Source organism: Streptococcus oralis (assembly GCF_018448765.2).
Lineage (GTDB): Bacteria > Bacillota > Bacilli > Lactobacillales > Streptococcaceae > Streptococcus > Streptococcus oralis_BM.
This window is the reverse complement of record NZ_JAHCMC020000001.1, coordinates 175,879-195,505: the sequence shown is the minus strand read 5'-3', so window position 1 is coordinate 195,505 and position 19,627 is coordinate 175,879. Positions and strand designations below refer to the sequence as shown.

General features: G+C 42.8%; 18 protein-coding genes and 1 riboswitch. Of the genes, 4 read left to right on the top strand and 14 right to left on the bottom strand.

All coding sequences use genetic code 11. The features are described from left to right. Nucleotides 1-62: 62 nt before the first annotated feature. The 14 genes from KIH88_RS00955 to uvrA form a co-directional block, all read right to left on the bottom strand. Nucleotides 63-1,580: a damage-inducible protein CinA gene (locus KIH88_RS00955; RefSeq protein WP_213988567.1), complete on the bottom strand. Its 1,518-nt coding sequence runs from the start codon at nt 1,578-1,580 to the stop codon at nt 63-65. A 35-nt stretch (nt 1,581-1,615) separates the two neighbouring features. Further along, nucleotides 1,616-1,759, bottom strand: coding sequence for a hypothetical protein (locus tag KIH88_RS00950; RefSeq protein WP_213988568.1), 144 nt, complete (start codon nt 1,757-1,759; stop codon nt 1,616-1,618). 73 nt (nt 1,760-1,832) lie between these two features. After that, the gene (gene cls, locus KIH88_RS00945) at nt 1,833-3,365 is read right to left on the bottom strand and encodes a cardiolipin synthase (RefSeq protein WP_213988569.1); all 1,533 of its coding nucleotides are present in this window, start codon (nt 3,363-3,365) and stop codon (nt 1,833-1,835) included. A 266-nt stretch (nt 3,366-3,631) separates the two neighbouring features. Further along, nucleotides 3,632-4,783: an iron-containing alcohol dehydrogenase gene (locus KIH88_RS00940; RefSeq protein ID WP_213988570.1), complete on the bottom strand. Its 1,152-nt coding sequence runs from the start codon at nt 4,781-4,783 to the stop codon at nt 3,632-3,634. Nucleotides 4,784-4,967: 184 nt separating this feature from the next. Further along, entirely contained in the window at nt 4,968-5,423 is a 456-nt protein-coding gene (locus tag KIH88_RS00935; protein WP_213988571.1) for an SP_0198 family lipoprotein, read from the bottom strand. A gap of 90 nt (nt 5,424-5,513) precedes the next feature. Continuing rightward, nucleotides 5,514-6,764 carry a bifunctional folylpolyglutamate synthase/dihydrofolate synthase gene (locus KIH88_RS00930; protein WP_213988572.1) on the bottom strand — a complete coding sequence of 417 codons (1,251 nt, stop codon included), beginning with the start codon at nt 6,762-6,764 and terminating at the stop codon, nt 5,514-5,516. 258 nt (nt 6,765-7,022) lie between these two features. Further along, entirely contained in the window at nt 7,023-7,328 is a 306-nt protein-coding gene (locus tag KIH88_RS00925) for a DUF1292 domain-containing protein (protein WP_000017624.1), read from the bottom strand. A 15-nt stretch (nt 7,329-7,343) separates the two neighbouring features. Next, entirely contained in the window at nt 7,344-7,763 is a 420-nt protein-coding gene (gene ruvX, locus KIH88_RS00920; protein WP_009729674.1) for a Holliday junction resolvase RuvX, read from the bottom strand. Nucleotides 7,764-7,766: 3 nt separating this feature from the next. Beyond that, nucleotides 7,767-8,033 carry an IreB family regulatory phosphoprotein gene (locus tag KIH88_RS00915; RefSeq protein ID WP_000507060.1) on the bottom strand — a complete coding sequence of 89 codons (267 nt, stop codon included), beginning with the start codon at nt 8,031-8,033 and terminating at the stop codon, nt 7,767-7,769. Nucleotides 8,034-8,119: 86 nt separating this feature from the next. Further along, entirely contained in the window at nt 8,120-8,689 is a 570-nt protein-coding gene (locus KIH88_RS00910) for an SP0191 family lipoprotein (RefSeq protein WP_000734683.1), read from the bottom strand. A 66-nt stretch (nt 8,690-8,755) separates the two neighbouring features. Beyond that, entirely contained in the window at nt 8,756-9,154 is a 399-nt protein-coding gene (gene spx / locus KIH88_RS00905; protein WP_000591165.1) for a transcriptional regulator Spx, read from the bottom strand. Nucleotides 9,155-9,288: 134 nt separating this feature from the next. Continuing rightward, a complete protein-coding gene (gene mgtA, locus KIH88_RS00900) occupies nt 9,289-11,949 on the bottom strand; it encodes a magnesium-translocating P-type ATPase (RefSeq protein WP_213988573.1) in 2,661 nt (886 codons plus the stop codon). Between the two features lie 192 nt (nt 11,950-12,141). Further along, nucleotides 12,142-12,295: riboswitch (M-box (ykoK) riboswitch) on the bottom strand. A gap of 51 nt (nt 12,296-12,346) precedes the next feature. Then, nucleotides 12,347-13,408, bottom strand: a complete 1,062-nt coding sequence (locus tag KIH88_RS00895) for a M24 family metallopeptidase (RefSeq protein WP_213988574.1) — start codon at nt 13,406-13,408, stop codon at nt 12,347-12,349. Beyond that, nucleotides 13,401-16,232, bottom strand: a complete 2,832-nt coding sequence (gene uvrA, locus KIH88_RS00890) for an excinuclease ABC subunit UvrA (protein WP_213988575.1) — start codon at nt 16,230-16,232, stop codon at nt 13,401-13,403. The genes KIH88_RS00895 and uvrA overlap by 8 nt, the downstream gene beginning before the upstream one ends. Nucleotides 16,233-16,368: 136 nt before the next feature. Between uvrA and KIH88_RS00885 the strand changes: the two genes are divergently transcribed. The 4 genes from KIH88_RS00885 to KIH88_RS00870 all read left to right on the top strand — a co-directional run bounded on the left by KIH88_RS00885 (nt 16,369) and on the right by KIH88_RS00870 (nt 19,568). After that, nucleotides 16,369-17,313, top strand: coding sequence for a magnesium transporter CorA family protein (locus KIH88_RS00885; RefSeq protein ID WP_213988576.1), 945 nt, complete (start codon nt 16,369-16,371; stop codon nt 17,311-17,313). Between the two features lie 11 nt (nt 17,314-17,324). Further along, nucleotides 17,325-18,002, top strand: coding sequence for a DUF1129 domain-containing protein (locus KIH88_RS00880; protein ID WP_213988577.1), 678 nt, complete (start codon nt 17,325-17,327; stop codon nt 18,000-18,002). Between the two features lie 15 nt (nt 18,003-18,017). Beyond that, nucleotides 18,018-18,365 carry a hypothetical protein gene (locus KIH88_RS00875; RefSeq protein WP_213988578.1) on the top strand — a complete coding sequence of 116 codons (348 nt, stop codon included), beginning with the start codon at nt 18,018-18,020 and terminating at the stop codon, nt 18,363-18,365. A 168-nt stretch (nt 18,366-18,533) separates the two neighbouring features. Further along, a complete protein-coding gene (locus KIH88_RS00870; protein ID WP_213988579.1) occupies nt 18,534-19,568 on the top strand; it encodes a S66 family peptidase in 1,035 nt (344 codons plus the stop codon). Nucleotides 19,569-19,627: the final 59 nt, after the last annotated feature.

The following is a 19,627-nucleotide window of genomic DNA, read 5'->3' as shown; positions in this document are numbered from 1 at the left end:
AAATCAATATCTTGTGTTAAAAATCCTAAAATTTTTAAAATTCCACAAGATATTGATTTTTGTTATTTGAATTTATAAAGCTTAAACTCGCTAGTATCTGTCTGAACAAGCTCATAGTTTTCACTGAGCCAGCTCTCTAAATCTGACCACAAGGCAACTTTTTGATTGACCACAATCATCTTCGGTTGATTCTCTTTCAGATCATTCATCAGTTTGGTTTTATTTTCGTCGCTTGCAGTATAGAGTGTTGGAGTTGATAGAGAAGTCGGCGCCAAGCGTTCACTTGCACGGTAGAAATCAGGACGATCATCCCATGCATAGACACGATCTTCAGAACTCGTTTGTTGTTTGACTACGCTAGCAAGTCGCTCTCTCTCCTGATAAGTCACCGGGTGCGAAAGGTAGCGACTCGCGATAGGGAGAACGATGAGGTAGACAAGGGCAATCAGTGGTAGATAGAAATTTCTTTTGAGGAAAGAGGCTTTTTTCTCACGTCTTCTTCTACGACGACTGCCTCCATCAGAAACATTCTCTTTGATCCCTGTCAGAAGGAGCAAAGTCAAGAAAGGAAGGAGAGCAACGAGATGAGTACCGTTGACAGGTTCTTTTGAGAAAATCAAGAGCCCCAAAGAAAGTAATAAGCCCAAACTAGCAGCAATTGATAGGGAATACTGCTTAGCTGGTTTTGACTGGAACAAACCAGAAAAGAGCAAAGTAAGGGAACCTAGCCCAATGGCAAGTAAGCCGTAGAAGGCTGCATTTTCAAGCAAATGTGCATTTGAAAAGAGGCTAAGAGTATTTACTGGATACAAGGTCTGGCTAATGGCATCCCCAAAACTACCTGTTAATACTGTATAGTAGCCCAAAGGATAGAATAAGAGTGAGAACCCTAAGGCTGACGCAAAAAATTGATATAAGCCATGAACAAAGTGACCTTTGCCTAAGTTAAAACCGATAATTCCCAAGGCTAGTGTAGCTGCAAATAAGGCTGTTGGGATTGGCGCAAGGAAGAAAGCAAGTGCAAGGCTCATACCAACACGTAAAAACCCTTTGTCATCGTTTGGATAAGCTAGGTAGTTCGTGACAATGCTAAGTGAATAAAATAGGAAAGGCAAGGCTAGCAAGAGAGCATAGCCACCACCAAAAGCGAGACCTGCTACCAACAAATTAAACACAAACACAAGCTGCTTGGCTTCTTCTACACGGCCTGTAAGAGTATCCGCAGATTTAAAAAGAAAAACACCTGCTCCAAACAAGGCCAACCACTCAACCAAAGCAATCAGAATACTGCCTTGTGAAAGATAGGCAAGCAGGTAATAGAGCAATCCCTCCGTCCCAAAATAATCGGTATACATTTGACCATTTTGATGCAAGGCCCAACCAGTATAAAGATCCTGACTTTGTTGCGGGCTTACTAAACCAAAAATAAGGGGGATAACCACAGAAATAGCTGTGGCCACTAAACTCCAAAGCAAAATACTAAAAAAGGGAATCGGAGCTCCTTCTCGTTTTTCTGGAACGGACCAGTCTTGGTAATGAGATTCTTCTTGTTTCTCATCTATTTTCCCGTATACATTCATTCAATTTCTCCTCTAAGTTTATCTGTTTTAGTATATCAAAATCTTACAGGAATGTCAGCTTGGGATTGATATTTGCTGAATTTCTTATCCAATATCGCAAAGCGTTCGATTTCACGAAAACGGTGGAATCGACTATCTCTATACTCTCTAATGAAATCGTCATCTTCTAGATCAAGCATGGTTTTCTCCTTTACCTATCTATTCGTAAGAAGACAAAAAAGATCCAGCCTTGGGCTAGATCTTGATGGATAGCTAGAGCATAGGTGCAAACAACTGGACAATTTCCTTGATCAGGCTTTGATACCAGCTTGTTTTGATGGTGTGGGGATAAATTTCTTGAGAAACTTTAAAAATCTCTTCGAAGTCCCTTTCAATATCGATGATGGACTGCGTTCTATAAAGCAAGACGGCATTTTCATAGTGGTGAAGCAAACTCCGATAGTCAAAATTGATCGTTCCCACAGTAGCTGCCTCTCCATCGACAAGCATTTGCTTGCTATGAAGGAATCCCGGGCTGTACTCATAAATACGAACTCCTGCAGATAACAAATCTGGATAGGCTCCCCGAGTAACTAACTGAATAACCTTCTTATCTGGGATACAAGGAGTCACAATTCGCACATCTACCCCTCTCAGAGCTGCATTTTTGATACTTTCAGTTAGATCATAGTCAGCGATCAGATAGGGAGTCGTGATATAAACATAGTCTGTGGATTGATTGATAAGGTTTTGATAGACTGTTTTTCCAACCTGGGCTCGGTAGATGGGTTTTGGCCCGCTACTATAGGGGATACAGAGCCCCATCCCATCTTTTGGTTGATTTTCGAGATGGTATTGGTCAAAGTCACTAATTTCTCCACGATTGATATACCAGGTTGATAAAAAGAGTCTAGTAAAAGCCTTGACCGCTGATCCATCTAGGCGAATACCGCTATCTTTCCAATAACCAAAGCGTTCGATATGGTTGATATACTCATCTGCCAGATTGACACCACCTGTATAGGCAATTTGACCATCAATAACCATGATTTTACGGTGGTCACGGTTGTTATAGGCGACGGTTAAGCGCGGAATCACCTTGTTAAATTTATGGGCTTCAATCCCTCGGCTACGAAGCTGGATAGTATAATCCCCAAGCAAGGTTGCCATACAACCAATATCATCATAAAGGAGCTTCACTTCTACCCCTTGAGCCGCCTTTTCTTCCAAAATTTTCAAAATACTATTCCACATCAAACCTTCTTCGATGATATAGTATTCAAGAAAGATAAATTTCTCGGCTTTTTTGAGATCCTCTAGCATCTGGCGCCACATTCTTTCCCCTGAAGGAAAAAAATGGGTATCCGTTCGATTATAGACATCGGCATTCGTGTCCATGCTGAGGAGAGATTTGATAACGCCGTAAGCCGACTTGTCTTGTTCCTTTAACTCCAAACGGAGAGCCCTGCTATTGTCCTCTCGGTGAACCATTGATTGGAGCTGCTTTAGTTGCTTCATTTCTTTTTTAGATAAACGGCGCTCTCCAAACATGATATAGAGCAAAGGGCCAAAAACTGGCACAAAGGCTACTAACAACCATGTTACCTTACTCTCAGGATTCATAGATCTATTCACAATCGATACAATGGTCGCTAAGCTCACTAAAATGACTAGGATAATCCAGACAATCGGAGCCATCCGCCCTAGATAGAGAAATAAACCAAAGACGATAAACAACTCTGCCAACATAACGGTAATACTAAAACCATATTTGGACATGAGTAGCTGCATTTTTCTAGCCGTCATACATCCCCTTCCTTTTCTAACATTCTCCTTAACTGCTTGATAAACTAATGTTTCTACTAGTATACCTCAGTTCAGGGGTAGATGGCAACCTTTTACCTTTTTCTATGCAAACTATTCCAAGAGCTGCAAGATTCTTAAACTACACCTTCAATATATAATGCGCTATCCCTTTTTATATTTTTAACTAGGATATTAAGAGACTTAAAAAGAACTACCAAAATGATAGTTCTTTCCAGCATTATTTAGTTTCTTTTTCACTTTAAAAATTAGAAGAGTTCTTTGTAGAGAGCAATGGTTTCTTCTAAAGTTGGCATAAATGGATTGCCTGGCGCACATGCATCAATCAAAGCATTCTTAGAAAGGTAGTCAAAGTCAAAGTCTTTTTCTTGGATACCGAGTTCAGTGAGTTTCTTAGGAATACCAACAGTTTCAGAAAGTTTCTCAATCTCAGTGATAGCATAGTCAGCACATTCTTGGTCTGTTTTCCCTTCCACATGAAGTCCCAAGGCCTTGGCTACATTGCGGAAAGCTTCTGGTACACGCTTGGCATTTTCACGTTCTACAACTGGGAGAAGCATGGCACAGCAGACACCATGTGGCAAGTTATATACTGCACCGAGTTGGTGAGCCATAGAGTGAACGTAGCCCAAACCAGCATTGTTAAAGCTCATACCACCGAGGAAGATAGCATTGACCATACCCTCACGCGCTTCAATATCATGGCCATTTGCCACAGCACGAGGAAGATACTCCTTGATGAGTTCAATCGCTCCGATAGAGAGTTTCTTGGTCACATCATAAGCACCCGGTGTTACCAAGGCTTCGACAGCGTGGGTAAGAGCATCCATACCTGTCGCTGCTGTAAGCGCTTGAGGTTTTGAAAGCATGAGTTCTGGATCATTGACAGAGATGAGGGCGAGGCTGTTCTTATCAACCATTACCATCTTGACCTTGCGTTCTTCGTCAGTAATGACATAGTTGATGGTGATTTCTGCTGAAGTTCCAGCTGTTGTATTGATAGCAACCACTGGCAACCCTTTTTCAGCAGACTTGTGAAGTCCTTCGTAGTCCTGTGGTTTGCCACCATTTGTAGCGATGATAGAGATACAACTAGCCGCATCCTGTGGAGACCCACCACCAAGACTGATGATAAATTCACATCCATGCTCTTTCAGGGCAGCCACTCCGTCTGTGACGTTCTTGCAAGTCGGATTTGGCTCCACATCGCTAAAGATCACATATTCGATCCCTTCAGCATCTAACGGTTTTAGGACTTTGGGTAAAATATCACTACCTTCGATGAACTTGTCTGTCACCAAAAGAGCCTTTTTATACCCCAGTTCCTTGATATACGGACCTACTTCATTTACAACACCTTTACCAATAAGGTTAACTGCCGGAACGTAAAATGTAGCCATATGTTTTTCCTCCTGCGCCTTTGCGCTATTTGATTATTTACCTTAAGTATACGACCTTACCCTTCATTTTACAAATATTTGTAAGCGCTTTAAATAAAAAATAGTAAAGAACTACTGGTCACGTTTTTAAACAAAAAAGCTCCAAAAAGATGGATTTCATCTCATTGGAACTTTTACTGAATGATTATTGCTTAGTTAATACCACTCGGTCAGATGGCTCTCGGTCCATATCATCGATAATCAATTGATTACCATTAACCGTGTAAATTTTGACATCATCACCGATAATGACACGTTGATTTTCTGGCTCAAAGGTGACTTGCTGGATTTCCTTATATCCATCTGGCTCGACCTCAGTCCATCTACCAGTTTTACCTGTTACAACAAGAGTGATTTGGTCATTCTCATCTTTTCCAGTATAGGTACCATCGATGTTCGTAGGTTGAGCTACAGTAGTGTCCTGACTTGAGGATGCCTGTGGTTGACTAGCACTTGTAGCAGTGCTAGAAGATGATTCTTGTTGAGTAGATGATTGCTGAGCCGTTTGCTGGGTAGGGGCTTGTGCCTTAGATCCACAAGCTGCTAAAAGACTAAGAATTGCTAAAGAAGCAATAGAAAGTGTGAATGTTCTCGTTTTCATAGCGATTTTCTTTCTTTTGTGCCAATGTTTTGCTGAAATCGTTTCCAGATATACCTCCTAGCTAGAGTATAGCAACCTAAACCTAGAAGGTCAACTAATCTCATCGCTTCCTACCAAACTTGCTCGCACTTCCGAGATAAAGTAGAGGGAGCCCGTTACGAAAAGCAGGTCCTGATCATTGGCATTTTCTTCAAATTCGCTGATAAAATCACGATAAGAGTCAACCAGTTTATAACCAGAAACATCGCTTTCTTCTAAAGAGCCTTGGTAGTCAAAGCCTGTTACCTTAAGTTCCACCTGAGGCAACTGCTCCGTTAGATAGCCTAGCATCCCCTGATAATCCTTGCGTTTAAGAGCACCAAAAAGGACATGAACCTGGTATCCTTGCTGAATTTTCCCTTGGATAAACTCGACCAGACGAGTCAAGGCTGGAAGATTGTGAGCCCCATCTAGGTAGATATGCGGACGAATCCGTTCCAATCGACCGGCCCAGTGGGTCTCTTTCAAGGCCTGTCTGACAAGCTCTTCTTCGCCCCGTTCACCTCTTGACGCCATAAACAGAAGGAAAGTTTGTAAAGCCAAGGAGGCATTTTCTTGCTGATAGGCACCTTCCAACCCGATTTCAAGCCGTGAAAAACTTGCTAGCTTACTTGAAAAATCCCCCGCATTTAAGGTGAAGTCTTGCCCGGTTTGATAAAGGTCTACGTCTAACTCTCTCGCTTTACTTTGGCAGACAAGCTCTGCTTCTGGAGAAAGCTTAGCAATGACCGCCTTCTTGCCAGACTTGAAAATACCAGCTTTCTGATCTGCTATTTCCTCCAGACTATCGCCCAAGGTCTCCTGATGATCTAGACCAATCGAAGTAATAACTGCAATCTCGCCTGTTACGACATTAGTCGTGTCAAGCAAACCACCAATCCCCACTTCTAGAAGAACCAGATCCACTTCCTGCTCTTTAAAGTAAAGCAAGGCAATCAGGGTCAACAACTCAAAGAAAGACAAGTGGTCATGTGTTTCTAAAAGAGTTTTCTCCATCTCCTTGACTTGGTTAGCTATACGGATAAAGTCTTCATCTGCGATCGGTTGTCCATTGATACAGATTCGATCATGGATACTAATGATATGAGGAGAGGTAAAAGTACCAACTTTTTTACCATGGACGACAAACAACTCCCTCATAAAGGCAATAGTTGACCCTTTACCGTTAGTCCCTGTTACGTGGATAATGGGATAAGTCTTCTCAGGATTCCCCAACAAATCCACAGCTCGCTGCATTCGTCCAAGACCAGATCTAAAGTTTAAACCAATCCGACTATGAAGCCATTCTTCTACTTCAAACATACATGTCTCCTTAACAAAAGTCCAATCAACTACCGTATCAAAGTATGATTACAAATAAAAAGCGAGGTCGGGACTAAAATCCCAACCTCTTACCTGGTTAGCTAATCACTAGCTACTATGAATTTCAACGTGGGGTAAAAACGTCCCCCGGACTTACCAGTTCTCTCTTATTTAAAGGAACTGGGGTAAAAAATATCCCCCGGACGTTCCTGCGTTTCTAATTTCTGGCGCAGGGCTAAAAACATCCACTGGATGTTTTTACTCCTCCATAAAGCTGTTGAAGACTTCTTCAATCATGTTCCATTCGTCTTCTGAGTCTTCTGGGATTGGTTGTAATTCGCCTTCTGTTCCATCTTCATTTTCGATGAATGAGTAGGCTTGGATTTCAACTTCACCATTTTCATCTTCTTCTGCGTTAACTGGCACTAGAAGAACATAGTTTTTACCAAATTCTTCTTTCCCGTCGATGGTCAAAAGAATTTCAAACAAGGTTTCATTTCCTTGCTCATCTACTAGTGTAATCAATTCACGTTCTTCGTGGTCATGGTTGTGATCGTGTGACATAGTTTCTCCTCTGTCTTAAAATTTTCTATCTAAATAATTTTGCAAAATCAGCTGAGCAGCCAACTTATCAATAACTTTCTTGCGTTTGTTACGGCTGATATCTGCTTGTTCAATCAACATACGCTCCGCAGCGACCGTTGTCAAACGCTCATCCTGATAGTCTACTGGCAAACCAAAGAGTTCTTTTAGCTTGGCACCATAGGCTTGACTGGCTTCTACTCGCGGACCGCTGGTATTGTTCATGTTTTTGGGCAGACCCACTACAAAGCGCTCCACCTTATAGCTGTCAACCAATTCCTTGATACGGTCAAAACCAAACTGGCCCTGATCCTCATTAATCTGGATGATTTCAAGGCCTTGAGCAGTGAAGCCTAGGGGATCGCTAATGGCAACACCCACTGTTTTTGAACCAACGTCCAATCCCATAATTCTCATAGATTATAGATCGACTCCTTGTCCTTTAAGGTAGTAGCGTACCAATTCTTCAACAATTTCATCGCGCTCATACTTACGGATTTGATTTCGTGCATTGTTGTAACGAGGAACATAGGCAGGGTCTCCACTCAATACATAACCGACGATTTGATTTATCGGATTATAACCCTTTTCATTCAAAGAAGCATAAACATCTGTCAATGTTTCGCTAATTTCTTTCTTATTGGAATCATCCAATTTAAACCGTACAGTTTCTTCAGTAAATCCCATTCTAACACCCTCTTTCCTTAGAATAGTACTATTATAGCACATTCCCTGACGTTCTACAAATAAGTCAGTCTATTAATTTGGATTTTCTATTGTTCTGTCGCCCCATTTGCCACTCTGTCTGCAATATATTGGCTAGGTTCGTTTTTTAAGAGATTTTCAAGACCGATATTTTTTAAATATTCGATCTGAGATGCCTTTTTGACATCCAATACTTGAAAATCATAAGTCGTTGTTGTCTGGATTTCGGTCTCGCTGAGTAGCTTGGTTTCCAGTGTAAATCCTGCTAGTTTGCGTGCCTCTTGGATGGTCTCATCCTTCTCTTCAGCTTCTTGAAGCGCTTTTTGCGTCTCCTCTAGGCCATTTTCAGAGATAAAGTTCTTGAGTTCATCCCCGACAGGTCGTTTTTGCTGGATGGTCAAGGTCAAAAATTGATTGCCTTTATAGGTAATGGTCTGAATCTGCTGCGTTCCATTTTCTGACTTCGGCATCAACAAGGTCTTGGTGACAACCGTATTCTTTTCGGCATTGTCCAAAACGGGAAGGTTTGATTGGATGGGGTCAGATGCTGTTGTGGAAGCAGCAGGGGTTTCCTTTTTTTGCCCACATCCCGCAAGCAAAAAGAGAATAGCAAAACTAGCAATTAGTAACTTTTTCATAATTCCTCACATGATTTCAAAACAAAAGAGCAAACAAGGCCAGGAGTCACTCCCAGCCTTGATGTTTTATAGAGCTGCACGTAGACGTGCTTCTGCATTTTCTACATTACGGACAGAGCGTGGCAAGAAGGCACGGATATCATCTTCTTTATAGCCGACTTGCAGGCGCTTCTCGTCAACGAGAATCGGACTCTTTAAGATCCGTGGTGTTTCCATGATTAAGTTGAGCACTTCATTGACACTCAAATCCTCGATGTCAACTCCAAGTGCCTTAGCGTAGCGGTTTTTTGACGAAACGATACTGGCAATTCCATTATCTGTTTTCGTGAGAATATCTAATAACTCTTCTCTTGTAATTCCTTCTTTACCGAGATTTTGTTCTTTATAACTTAACTGGTGGGCATTGAGCCAGGTTTTCGCTTTTTTACAGCTAGTACAACTTGAGACTGTATAAATTTTGATCATGTACCTACCCCTTTCGCTACATGTTACTATCAGTTTAGTCTATTATACCATAAAAAGCATCCGACTTGCGACCTATTTTTAAAAAAATTTAACTTTTTTCGCGATTTTCGTACTTTTTTCTTGACAAATTCAATTTATAACCAACTTCTAAATTTTTTGATATAGATTCGTTTCACAATTGTAACACTTATCATATAAAGAGTAATTATCAAAAGCAAAAAGAGGAAATAAATTGGTTTCAAAGGGGTTAAACGAAGGAGGTTAGCAATTGCAGAATAGGGAAGGAAGGTCACAAAACTAGCTGCTAGCAAGGTTGTCCCAAGAACCAACCATGACGGACGGCTTTGTAAGAAAGGGAGTTTTGCTGAACGAAGCATATGGATGACCATGGTTTGGGACCACATGGATTCAATGAACCAACCTGTCTGGAACAGGATGATAAAGCCCGTTGCAGACTCTGCTCCGTGAACATAAGCATGACCTGTCGTCATTGGGACAATGACAAAATAGAGCAAGATAAAGGTCAAAATATCAAAGGCAGAAGAAATCGGACCCATCCAAATCATAAAGCGAGTAATGGACTTGGCTTCCCACTTATGAGGATGCTTCAAAAAGTCTTCATCCACATTATCAAATGGCAAGGCGATGCAAGAAAGGTCATAGACTAGGTTTAACACAATCAAGTGAATCGGAGCCATAGGGAGGAAAGGTAAAAAGATACCAGACACTAAGAGTGAAAGAATATTCCCGAAATTAGAGCTAACCGTCATCTTGATATATTTGGTCATATTGGCATAGACTTTGCGTCCTTCAACCAGACCTTTTTCAAGCACCATCAAATCCTTATCCAGCAAAATGACATCAGCTGTCTCTTTGGCAATATCTACTGCTGTATCAACAGAAATCCCCACATCTGCTACTTTCATAGAAGGGGCATCATTGATCCCATCTCCCATATAGCCGACACAGTGTCCATTCAATTTGATTTGTAAAATGATTCGTGCTTTTTGATCCGGAGAGAGTTTGGCAAAGACCGTCACCTTCTCAACTGCTTGGGACAACTCTTCGTCCGTCATGGCATCAATATCAGAACCCAACAAGATTTGATCAACGTCTAAACCAACTTTTTCGCATACTGCTTGGGTTACCTTCTCATTATCCCCAGTCAAGATCTTGGTTTGAACACCATACTCTAATAAAGCTTGGATAGCAGGGGCTGCAGATGGTTTTGGTGGATCTAGGAAGGCAAGATATCCTGTTAGAATCATCTCCTTTTCATCTTCAACAGAGTAAGCAAAACCTTCCTTTAAACCTGTTTTATAAGCGACTCCCAAGACTCGTAAGCCCTGTTGATTGAGTTGGTCCACTTCTTTTAAGATTTCCACTCGGATATCATCCGTCAGAGGGCTAATCTGATCTTGATATTCCACATGGGTTGAAATCGCAAGCATTTCCTCTAGGGCACCCTTGGTTACCAAACTAACAACTTCGTTCTCATCCTTGACGATGACACTCATCCGTCTGCGTTCAAAATCAAAGGGCAATTCATCTATTTTTTGAAAGCTAGTATCCAAATTTTGTAGAATAGCGTGTTCTTTAGCTTCTTTTTCAGTTCTACTGATAATGGCACGATCCATCAAGTTTTTCAAACCGGTTTGAAAATAGGAATTGAGATAGGCACGTCTCAACACAGATAAATCCAAATCTCCATGTATATCCAAAGGATATTCAAGGACAATTTCGTCTTGGGTAAGGGTTCCAGTTTTATCCGTACACAGGATATCAATAGCACCTAGATCTTGTATGGCATTGAGTTTTTTGATGACGACTTTTTCCTTGGCCATGATAATGGAGCCTTTTGCTAGACTGGCCGTGATGATCATGGGAAGCATCTCAGGTGTAAGCCCGACACCCACGCTCAAAGCAAATACGCCAGCCTCTAACCAATCTCCATCCGTCAAACCATTGGAAAGAAATACGATGGGAACCATGACCAACATCAAGCGGATTAAAAGCCAGGAGATACTATTCATATCCCGTTCGAAAGAGGTAGGCTCGTCATAAGTATTGAGAGTCTGCTCTATTTCCCCCATCATGGTGTCATCACCAACTGCTAGAATCAAAGCCTTGGCACTTCCTGATATCACGTTGGTTCCCATAAAGGCGAGCGCTTCTGCTTCTAGCAGACTATCAAAATTTGACTGACTCATTTTTGACAAAGCCAATTTTTCAACCGAATCACTTTCACCTGTCAAGCCAGACTGTTGAACAAAGAAATCACGTGATTCAATCAAAAGGAGGTCTGCCGGAATCATATCTCCAGCACTCAATTTGACTATATCTCCAACGACCAAATCCTCAATCGCGACCTCTAAACTCTGGCCTTCGCGAATAACCGTAGCTGTATTCACAATCATTTTTGAAAGATTGGTCGCAGCTTTGTCACTTCGCAATTCTTGGACAAATCGAATGCCACCAGAAATGAGGACTAGGACAACGATGATGATAGAGGTCGTCGGATCTTCTTGTCCAGGCTTCGCCAACCAGACATTGGTCACCATGGAGATCATAGCGATGACCAGGAGGATGATTGTAAATGGATTGATAATAGATTCGTAAATCTTTTTAAGGATACTGTCTTCTTGACCCTTTGTGATGGTGTTTTCGCCATATAAATCACGATTCTTTTCTATCTGTTCCTCAGTTAAGCCTGTTAGACTTGTCTTGTAAAAAGATAGAGTTTCGTTTAAAGGTGTATGAATAGCTGCTGCTAATCTTTCTTTTGTAATTTTCATTGGTTTCTCCTATCTGTATGAATGATGTGTTTCATACACAGAGACCAATCACTTTATGAGGGCAGAACGACACAAATCAGCGATTGGCTGTGTATGTGCGGTTCTGGATGATCGTCAATTTGCATCGTCTGTCTCCTTTCCTTGTTCTAAAACAGTAGAAAATCCCACCATAAAATGGTAGGACTAAAAACTCATTATCTGTTTTCGTTCAAGCTTTAACTCCATAGGGCAATGTAATGAGCTTAGTCTTGACCTTCGCGACCAGGACTGTTGACCAACGAGTAGTGTCTCCACTGCTTTGCGGTAGTCATCCGTATCCCTATGGTAGCCTCACCTACCGTTTTCGTCTATCAGTATAAACCTTTAAAATATAAAAGTCAACGATTTATCTCATTTTTTAGATAACAATCAATTCTTTTGGAGCAAGTGTCAATAACTCGCAACCGCTATCTGTAATCAGGATATCATCTTCAATACGAACCCCGTATTTACCTTCAATATAGATACCCGGTTCATCAGTCAAGACCATACCAGATTTAATGACTTCTTTCGAAGTTTGGCTAAAGTAGGGTTCTTCGTGGATGTCCAGTCCGATACCGTGTCCGATACCATGTGTAAAGTATTCTCCATAGCCTGCTTCCACAATGATATCACGAGGGATTTTGTCAAAGTCACGGAAACCTAGACCTGCCTTGGCTTGGTCAATCAGAGCTTGGTTGGCTTTCAAAACTGTGTTGTAGATTTCTGCTTGCTCGTCACTGACATGGCCTAGATAGATGGTACGTGTCATATCGCTGACATAGTGATCGTAGAGACAGCCGAAGTCCATGGTAATTGCTTCTCCCAGCTCTACTGGTTTGTGCATTGGATGGGCATGGGGTTTGGAAGAGTTGATACCACTTGCTAGGATTGTATCAAAGGATAAGCCAAATGCTCCTAGCTCCCGCATACGGAAATCAAGGAAGTTGGCAATTTCGATCTCAGTTTTTCCAGGTTTGATAAAGTCAAGTGCATCGCGGAAAGCTTGGTCTGAGATAGAACAAGCCTTGCGAATAGTCGCAATCTCCTTTTCATCCTTGATCATACGAATACCCTCAACAAACTGCGTTTGAGGAAGCAATTCCAAACCTTCAAATGCTGCCTGCATACGGTGATAATAAGACACCGAAATCTCATCCTCAAAACCGATGCGAGACAAACCCATGTCCTTGACAATTCCTGCAATGACAGCCAATTCATCACGGTCAGCCACAATCTCAAAACCCGTTACTTCTTGCTTAGCTGCAATAATATAACGAGAATCTGTCACCAAGACCTGACGGTCACGACTGATGAAGACTGTTCCATTTGAGCCCCAAAATCCTGTCAAATAGTAGACATTTTTAAGGTTGTTGATAATGATTCCATCTAGTTCTTTTTCTTGCATTTTAGCTAGAAATGCTTGTACACGTTTATTCATGATGTAACTTTCCTTTCAAATAGTGTCCTGTGTAGCTGGCTTCATTGGCAGCAACTTCCTCTGGTGTACCAGTAGCAATAATCGTACCACCACCGACACCGCCCTCAGGACCCAGGTCGATAATATGGTCTGCTGTCTTGATAACGTCTAGATTGTGCTCGATGACGAGGACTGTATTACCATCGTCGACAAAGCGAGCCAAGACCTTGAGCAAGCGAGCGATGTCCTCTGTATGAAGCCCTGTCGTTGGCTCATCCAGAATGTAGAAAGATTTTCCTGTCGAGCGTTTGTGGAGTTCGCTAGCCAACTTCATACGCTGGGCTTCTCCCCCAGAAAGGGTGGTAGCTGGCTGTCCCAAGGTCACATATCCTAGCCCCACATCCTTGATGGTCTGAAGTTTGCGCTGAATCTTGGGAATGTGTTGGAAGAATTCCACCGCATCGTTGACGGTCATGTCCAAGACCTGCGAGATATTTTTTTCCTTGTAATGGACTTCAAGGGTTTCACTATTGTAGCGGGTCCCGTGGCAGACCTCACAAGCCACGTAAACATCTGGCAAGAAGTGCATCTCGATCTTGATAATCCCGTCACCTGAGCAGGCTTCGCAACGACCACCCTTGACGTTGAAACTGAAACGGCCCTTCTTGTAGCCTCGAATCTTGGCCTCATTTGTCTGGGCAAAAAGGTCACGTATATCGTCAAAAACTCCCGTATAGGTAGCAGGGTTAGACCTTGGCGTTCGTCCGATAGGGCTCTGATCAATGTCAATCAAGCGGTCTACATGCTCAATCCCTGTAATCGTCTTAAACTTACCAGGCTTGTCTGAATTGCGGTTGAGCTTCTGGGCAATAGCTTTTTTGAGGATGCTGTTGATTAAGGTCGATTTTCCTGAACCCGATACACCTGTCACCGCGATGAATTTTCCTAATGGGAAGCGAGCCGTGACATTTTGCAAGTTGTTCTCACGCGCTCCTGTCACCTCGATAAAACGACCATTTCCGGAACGGCGCTCTTCTGGCACTGGAATGGCACGTTTCCCTGACAAATACTGACCTGTTATGGACTTGCTGTTGCGAGCCACCTGTTTGGGAGTTCCTGCAGCGACAATCTCCCCACCAAAAACACCAGCACCCGGACCAACGTCAATCAGATAATCCGCCTCGCGCATGGTGTCCTCATCGTGTTCCACCACGATGAGAGTATTGCCCAAGTCACGCATCTTTTTCAAGCTGGCAATCAGGCGGTCATTATCCCTCTGGTGAAGACCAATCGACGGCTCATCCAGGATATAAAGGACACCTGATAGGTTAGACCCAATCTGGGTTGCCAAGCGAATACGCTGACTCTCCCCACCTGAAAGGGTACCTGCCGAACGCGACAGCGTCAGATAGTTGAGCCCCACGTTATTGAGGAAGGTCAATCGATCCTTGATTTCCTTGAGAATAGGACGGGCGATGATGGCTTCATTTTCAGACAAGGTCAACTGACTCACTAATTCCAAGTGGTCTGCGATAGACAAATCTGAGATTTCACCGATATGTGGCCCTTGCTCACCACCCACACGGACAGACAAGGCCTGGTCATTGAGACGGTAGCCGTGACAAGTTCCACAGGTCAGCTCATTCATGTAGAGGCGCATCTGGGTGCGCGTGTAGTCACTATTGGTTTCATGGTAACGACGCTTGATATTATTGACAACTCCCTCAAAAGGAATATCGATATCGCGCACACCACCAAATTCATTCTCATAGTGGAAATGGAATTCCTTGCCATCTGAGCCGTAAAGAATCAAGTTTTTATCTTCTTCTGACAAGTCCTCAAAAGGCTTATCCATGTCCACTCCAAAGGCTGTCATGGCCTGCTCTAGCATGTTTGGATAGTAGTTGGATGAGATAGGATTCCAAGGTGCTAGGGCACCCTCACGCAAGGTTTTGCTGGCATCAGGAACCACCAAATCAGTATCCACCTCCAGCTTGATGCCCAAACCGTCACACTCGCTACAAGAGCCAAAAGGAGCATTGAAGGAGAAGAGTCGAGGCTCTAACTCTGGTACAGTAAAACCACAAACTGGGCAAGCATAATGCTCAGAGAAGAGCAATTCAGAATCGTCCATGGTGTCGATAATCACATAGCCTTCTGCGATACGAAGGGCAGCCTCAATGGAGTCAAAGAGACGGCTACGGATACCCTCCTTGATAACAATACGGTCGACCACAACATCGATATTGTGTTGCTTGCTCTTAGACAGCTCTGGCACTTCAGTCACATCATAGACCTCCCCATCTACTCGGACGCGGACATAGCCGTCTTTCTGAACCTTTTCAATGACGCTCTTGTGTTGCCCTTTTTTCTTACGAATGATAGGAGCTAAAATTTGCAAACGCTGACGTTCAGGCAACTCCAAGACCTTATCCACGATTTGCTCTACAGAAGAGGCCTTGATGGCCCCGTGCCCGTTGATACAGTAAGGCGTCCCCACACGTGCGTAGAGGAGACGCAGATAATCATTGATTTCAGTCGTCGTTCCCACGGTCGAACGAGGATTTTTGCTAGTTGTTTTTTGGTCAATGGAAATAGCCGGGCTAAGGCCATCAATGGCATCCACATCTGGTTTTTCCATATTGCCCAAAAACTGGCGAGCATAAGCTGATAGACTCTCTACATAGCGACGTTGGCCCTCAGCATAGAGGGTATCAAAGGCCAGACTGGATTTCCCAGACCCTGACAAACCAGTCACAACAACCAGCTTGTCTCGCGGAATCTCCACATCAATATTTTTTAAATTATGGGCACGTGCCCCATGAATCACAATTTTATCTTGCATCTTTGTTCTTTCTAGTCCATTATTGCTTTCCATTATACCAAAAAATGTGAAATTCTATTACCCAAAAAGCTGTTTTTATAGTATAATAGTACGGTGCAAAAAATGAATCACTGAATAGTAGGAAAGGATAGGGGATATGAAACAAGTTTTTCTCTCAACACCAACTGAATTTAAAGAGATCGACACGCTTGAACCGGGTACTTGGATCAACCTCGTCAATCCTACACAAAATGAATCATTGGAAATCGCCAACGCCTTCGATATCGACATCACCGACCTCCGAGCACCGCTCGATGCGGAAGAAATGTCCCGTATTACCATCGAAGATGAGTACACTTTGATCATCGTGGACGTTCCCATCACAGAGGAAAGAAACAATCGCACCTACTACGTAACGATTCCGCTAGGGATTATCATCACCGAGGAAACCATTATCACTACCTGCTTGGAAGCCCTCCCAGTTCTCGATGTCTTTATCAACCGTAGACTGCGTAACTTTTACACCTTCATGCGTTCACGTTTTATCTTCCAGATTCTCTATCGCAACGCAGAGCTTTACCTGACTGCCCTTCGTTCGATTGACCGTAAGAGCGAACAAATCGAAAGTCAACTTCACAAATCCACTCGAAACGAAGAACTGATCGAGCTCATGGAATTGGAAAAGACCATCGTCTATTTCAAGGCCTCACTTAAGACGAACGAGCGCGTGATTAAGAAATTGACTAGCGCAACTAGCAATATCAAGAAATACCTAGAGGACCAAGATCTGCTCGAAGACACCCTGATTGAAACCCAACAGGCCATCGAGATGGCAGATATCTATGGAAACGTCCTTCACTCTATGACAGAGACCTTTGCCTCTATCATTTCCAACAACCAGAACAACATCATGAAGACCCTGGCTCTCGTGACCATCGTCATGTCTATCCCAACTATGATCTTCTCTGCCTATGGGATGAACTTTAAGGATAATGAAATCCCACTTAATGGCGAGCCCCACGCCTTCTGGTTAATCGTCTTTATCGCCTTTGCTATGAGTGTCTCGCTCACTCTCTATCTCATCCATAAAAAATGGTTCTAAGAGGAATCCCTATGTCTCAGATTGATTTACAAAAATTAACCAAGAAAAACCAAGAGTTTATCCACATCGCTACCCAACAATTCATCAAAGATGGTAAAACAGACGCTGAAATCAAGGCTGTCTTTGAGGAAGTCATTCCCCAAATCCTTGAAGAGCAAGCCAAAGGAACGACAGCTCGTTCCCTCTACGGGGCCCCAACCCACTGGGCTCATAGTTTCACTGTCAAGGAGCAATACGAAAAAGAGCATCCAAAAGAAAATGACGATCCAAAACTCATGATTATGGACTCAGCCCTTTTCATCACCAGCCTCTTTGCATTGATTAGCGCTCTAACTACCTTCTTCTCTACAGATCAGGCTATTGGCTATGGGGTGATTACCCTCTTGTTGGTTGGACTTGTAGGAGGACTTGCCTTCTACTTGATGTACTACTTTGTCTACCGCTATTATGGACCCGATATGGAGCGTAGCCAGCGACCTCCTTTCTGGAAATCTGTGCTCGTTATCCTAGCTTCGATGGTCCTTTGGTTAGCCGTTTTCTTTGGAACTAGCTTCCTACCAGCCAGCCTCAATCCAGTCCTTGCTCCATTGCCTTTGGCTATCCTGGGAGCTGCCCTTCTCGCTCTTCGCTTCTATCTCAAGAAACGTTTCAATATCCGAAGTGCAAGTGCGGGTCCATCACGCTATTAAGAAAAGTGAAAAGCTATGGCATATAGTCAATCTTTAGCTCAGCAGATTCGAAAAATTCTAGCACTCAAACTTCCTCCCCAAATTTTCGAAGAAGAGTTAGAAGAAAAGAAACTGTTTGGTGGCCTGGCCTTTATGATTCGTGGGAAAATGGTCCTTACAGTCAGTTCCAGAAAGGACGAACTGGTTATGGTGAGAATTGGCAAAGAAATGGAAAAGCAAGTTCTACCCCGAATAGGAGCTCATACTACATTGATGAGAGGGCGACGTTATCATGGCTATATAGACCTAGATATAGAAGGTCAAAAAGAACTTCCTTACTGGATTGATTTAGCTCTCTCCTATAATCAAGAGTTGACCAAGTAACTCATATCTAGTGAGATTAGAGATTAGAAAAACGAAAAGCAACTGCAAAGGCGGTTGCTTTTTTTCCTGCTTTCTTGAGATTCAATAGCACTTCTGAGTCTCATTATTGTAGTTTTCTCTCACCTTTTGTGATAAAATAGGCTCAATCAATTTCTAGGAGGATGAGATATGGTTTCTACTATTGGTATCGTGAGCTTGTCTAGTGGCATTATTGGAGAAGACTTTGTCAAACACGAAGTGGAGCTAGGTGTCCAGCGTCTCAAGGATCTGGGACTCAATTCTGTCTTCTTGCCCCATTCGCTAAAGGGCTTGGACTTTATCAAGGATCATCCCGAGACGCGTGCAGAGGATTTGATGCAGGCCTTTTCGGACGATAGCATCGACATGATCCTATGCGCCATCGGTGGGGATGATACCTATCGCTTGCTACCTTATCTTTTTGAAAATGACCAACTACAAAAGGTTATCAAACCAAAGATTTTTCTCGGTTTCTCGGATACGACCATGAACCATCTCATGTTGCATAAACTAGGAATCAAGACTTTTTACGGCCAATCCTTTCTAGCGGACATTTGTGAGTTAGACAAAGAAATGTTGCCCTATAGCCTCCACTACTTTAAAGAACTGATCGAGACTGGGAGAATCTCAGAAATCCGCCCTAGCGACCTTTGGTATGAGGAACGGACTGATTTTAGTCCCAAGGCTCTGGGAACAGCTCGAGTCAGTCATGTAAATACAGGTTTTGACTTGTTACAAGGAAATGCCCAGTTTGAGGGAGAAATTCTCGGAGGTTGCCTTGAATCTCTCTATGATATCTTTGACAACTCTCGATACGCAGACAGCACGGAGCTCTGCCAAAAGTACAAACTTTTCCCTGACTTATCCGACTGGGAAGGAAAGATTCTCTTGTTAGAAACAAGCGAAGAAAAGCCTGAGCCGGAAAACTTCAAAAAGATGGTACAGGCTTTGAAAGAAACTGGGGTATTTGAGATCATTAGTGGACTCTTGGTCGGAAAACCTATGGATGAAACTTTCTATGACGACTATAAAGAGGCACTATTGGATATCATTGATAACAATATCCCGATTGTCTATAATCTAAATGTTGGCCACGCAACACCAAGAGCCATTGTGCCCTTTGGCGTTCATGCTTATGTGGATGCACAGGACCAAGTCATTCGCTTTGACTATAACAAAAAATAAACAATTTCTCCATTTTTGTGCTTTTGTATTGATTTTCGTTACAATTTGTGTCTGAATTT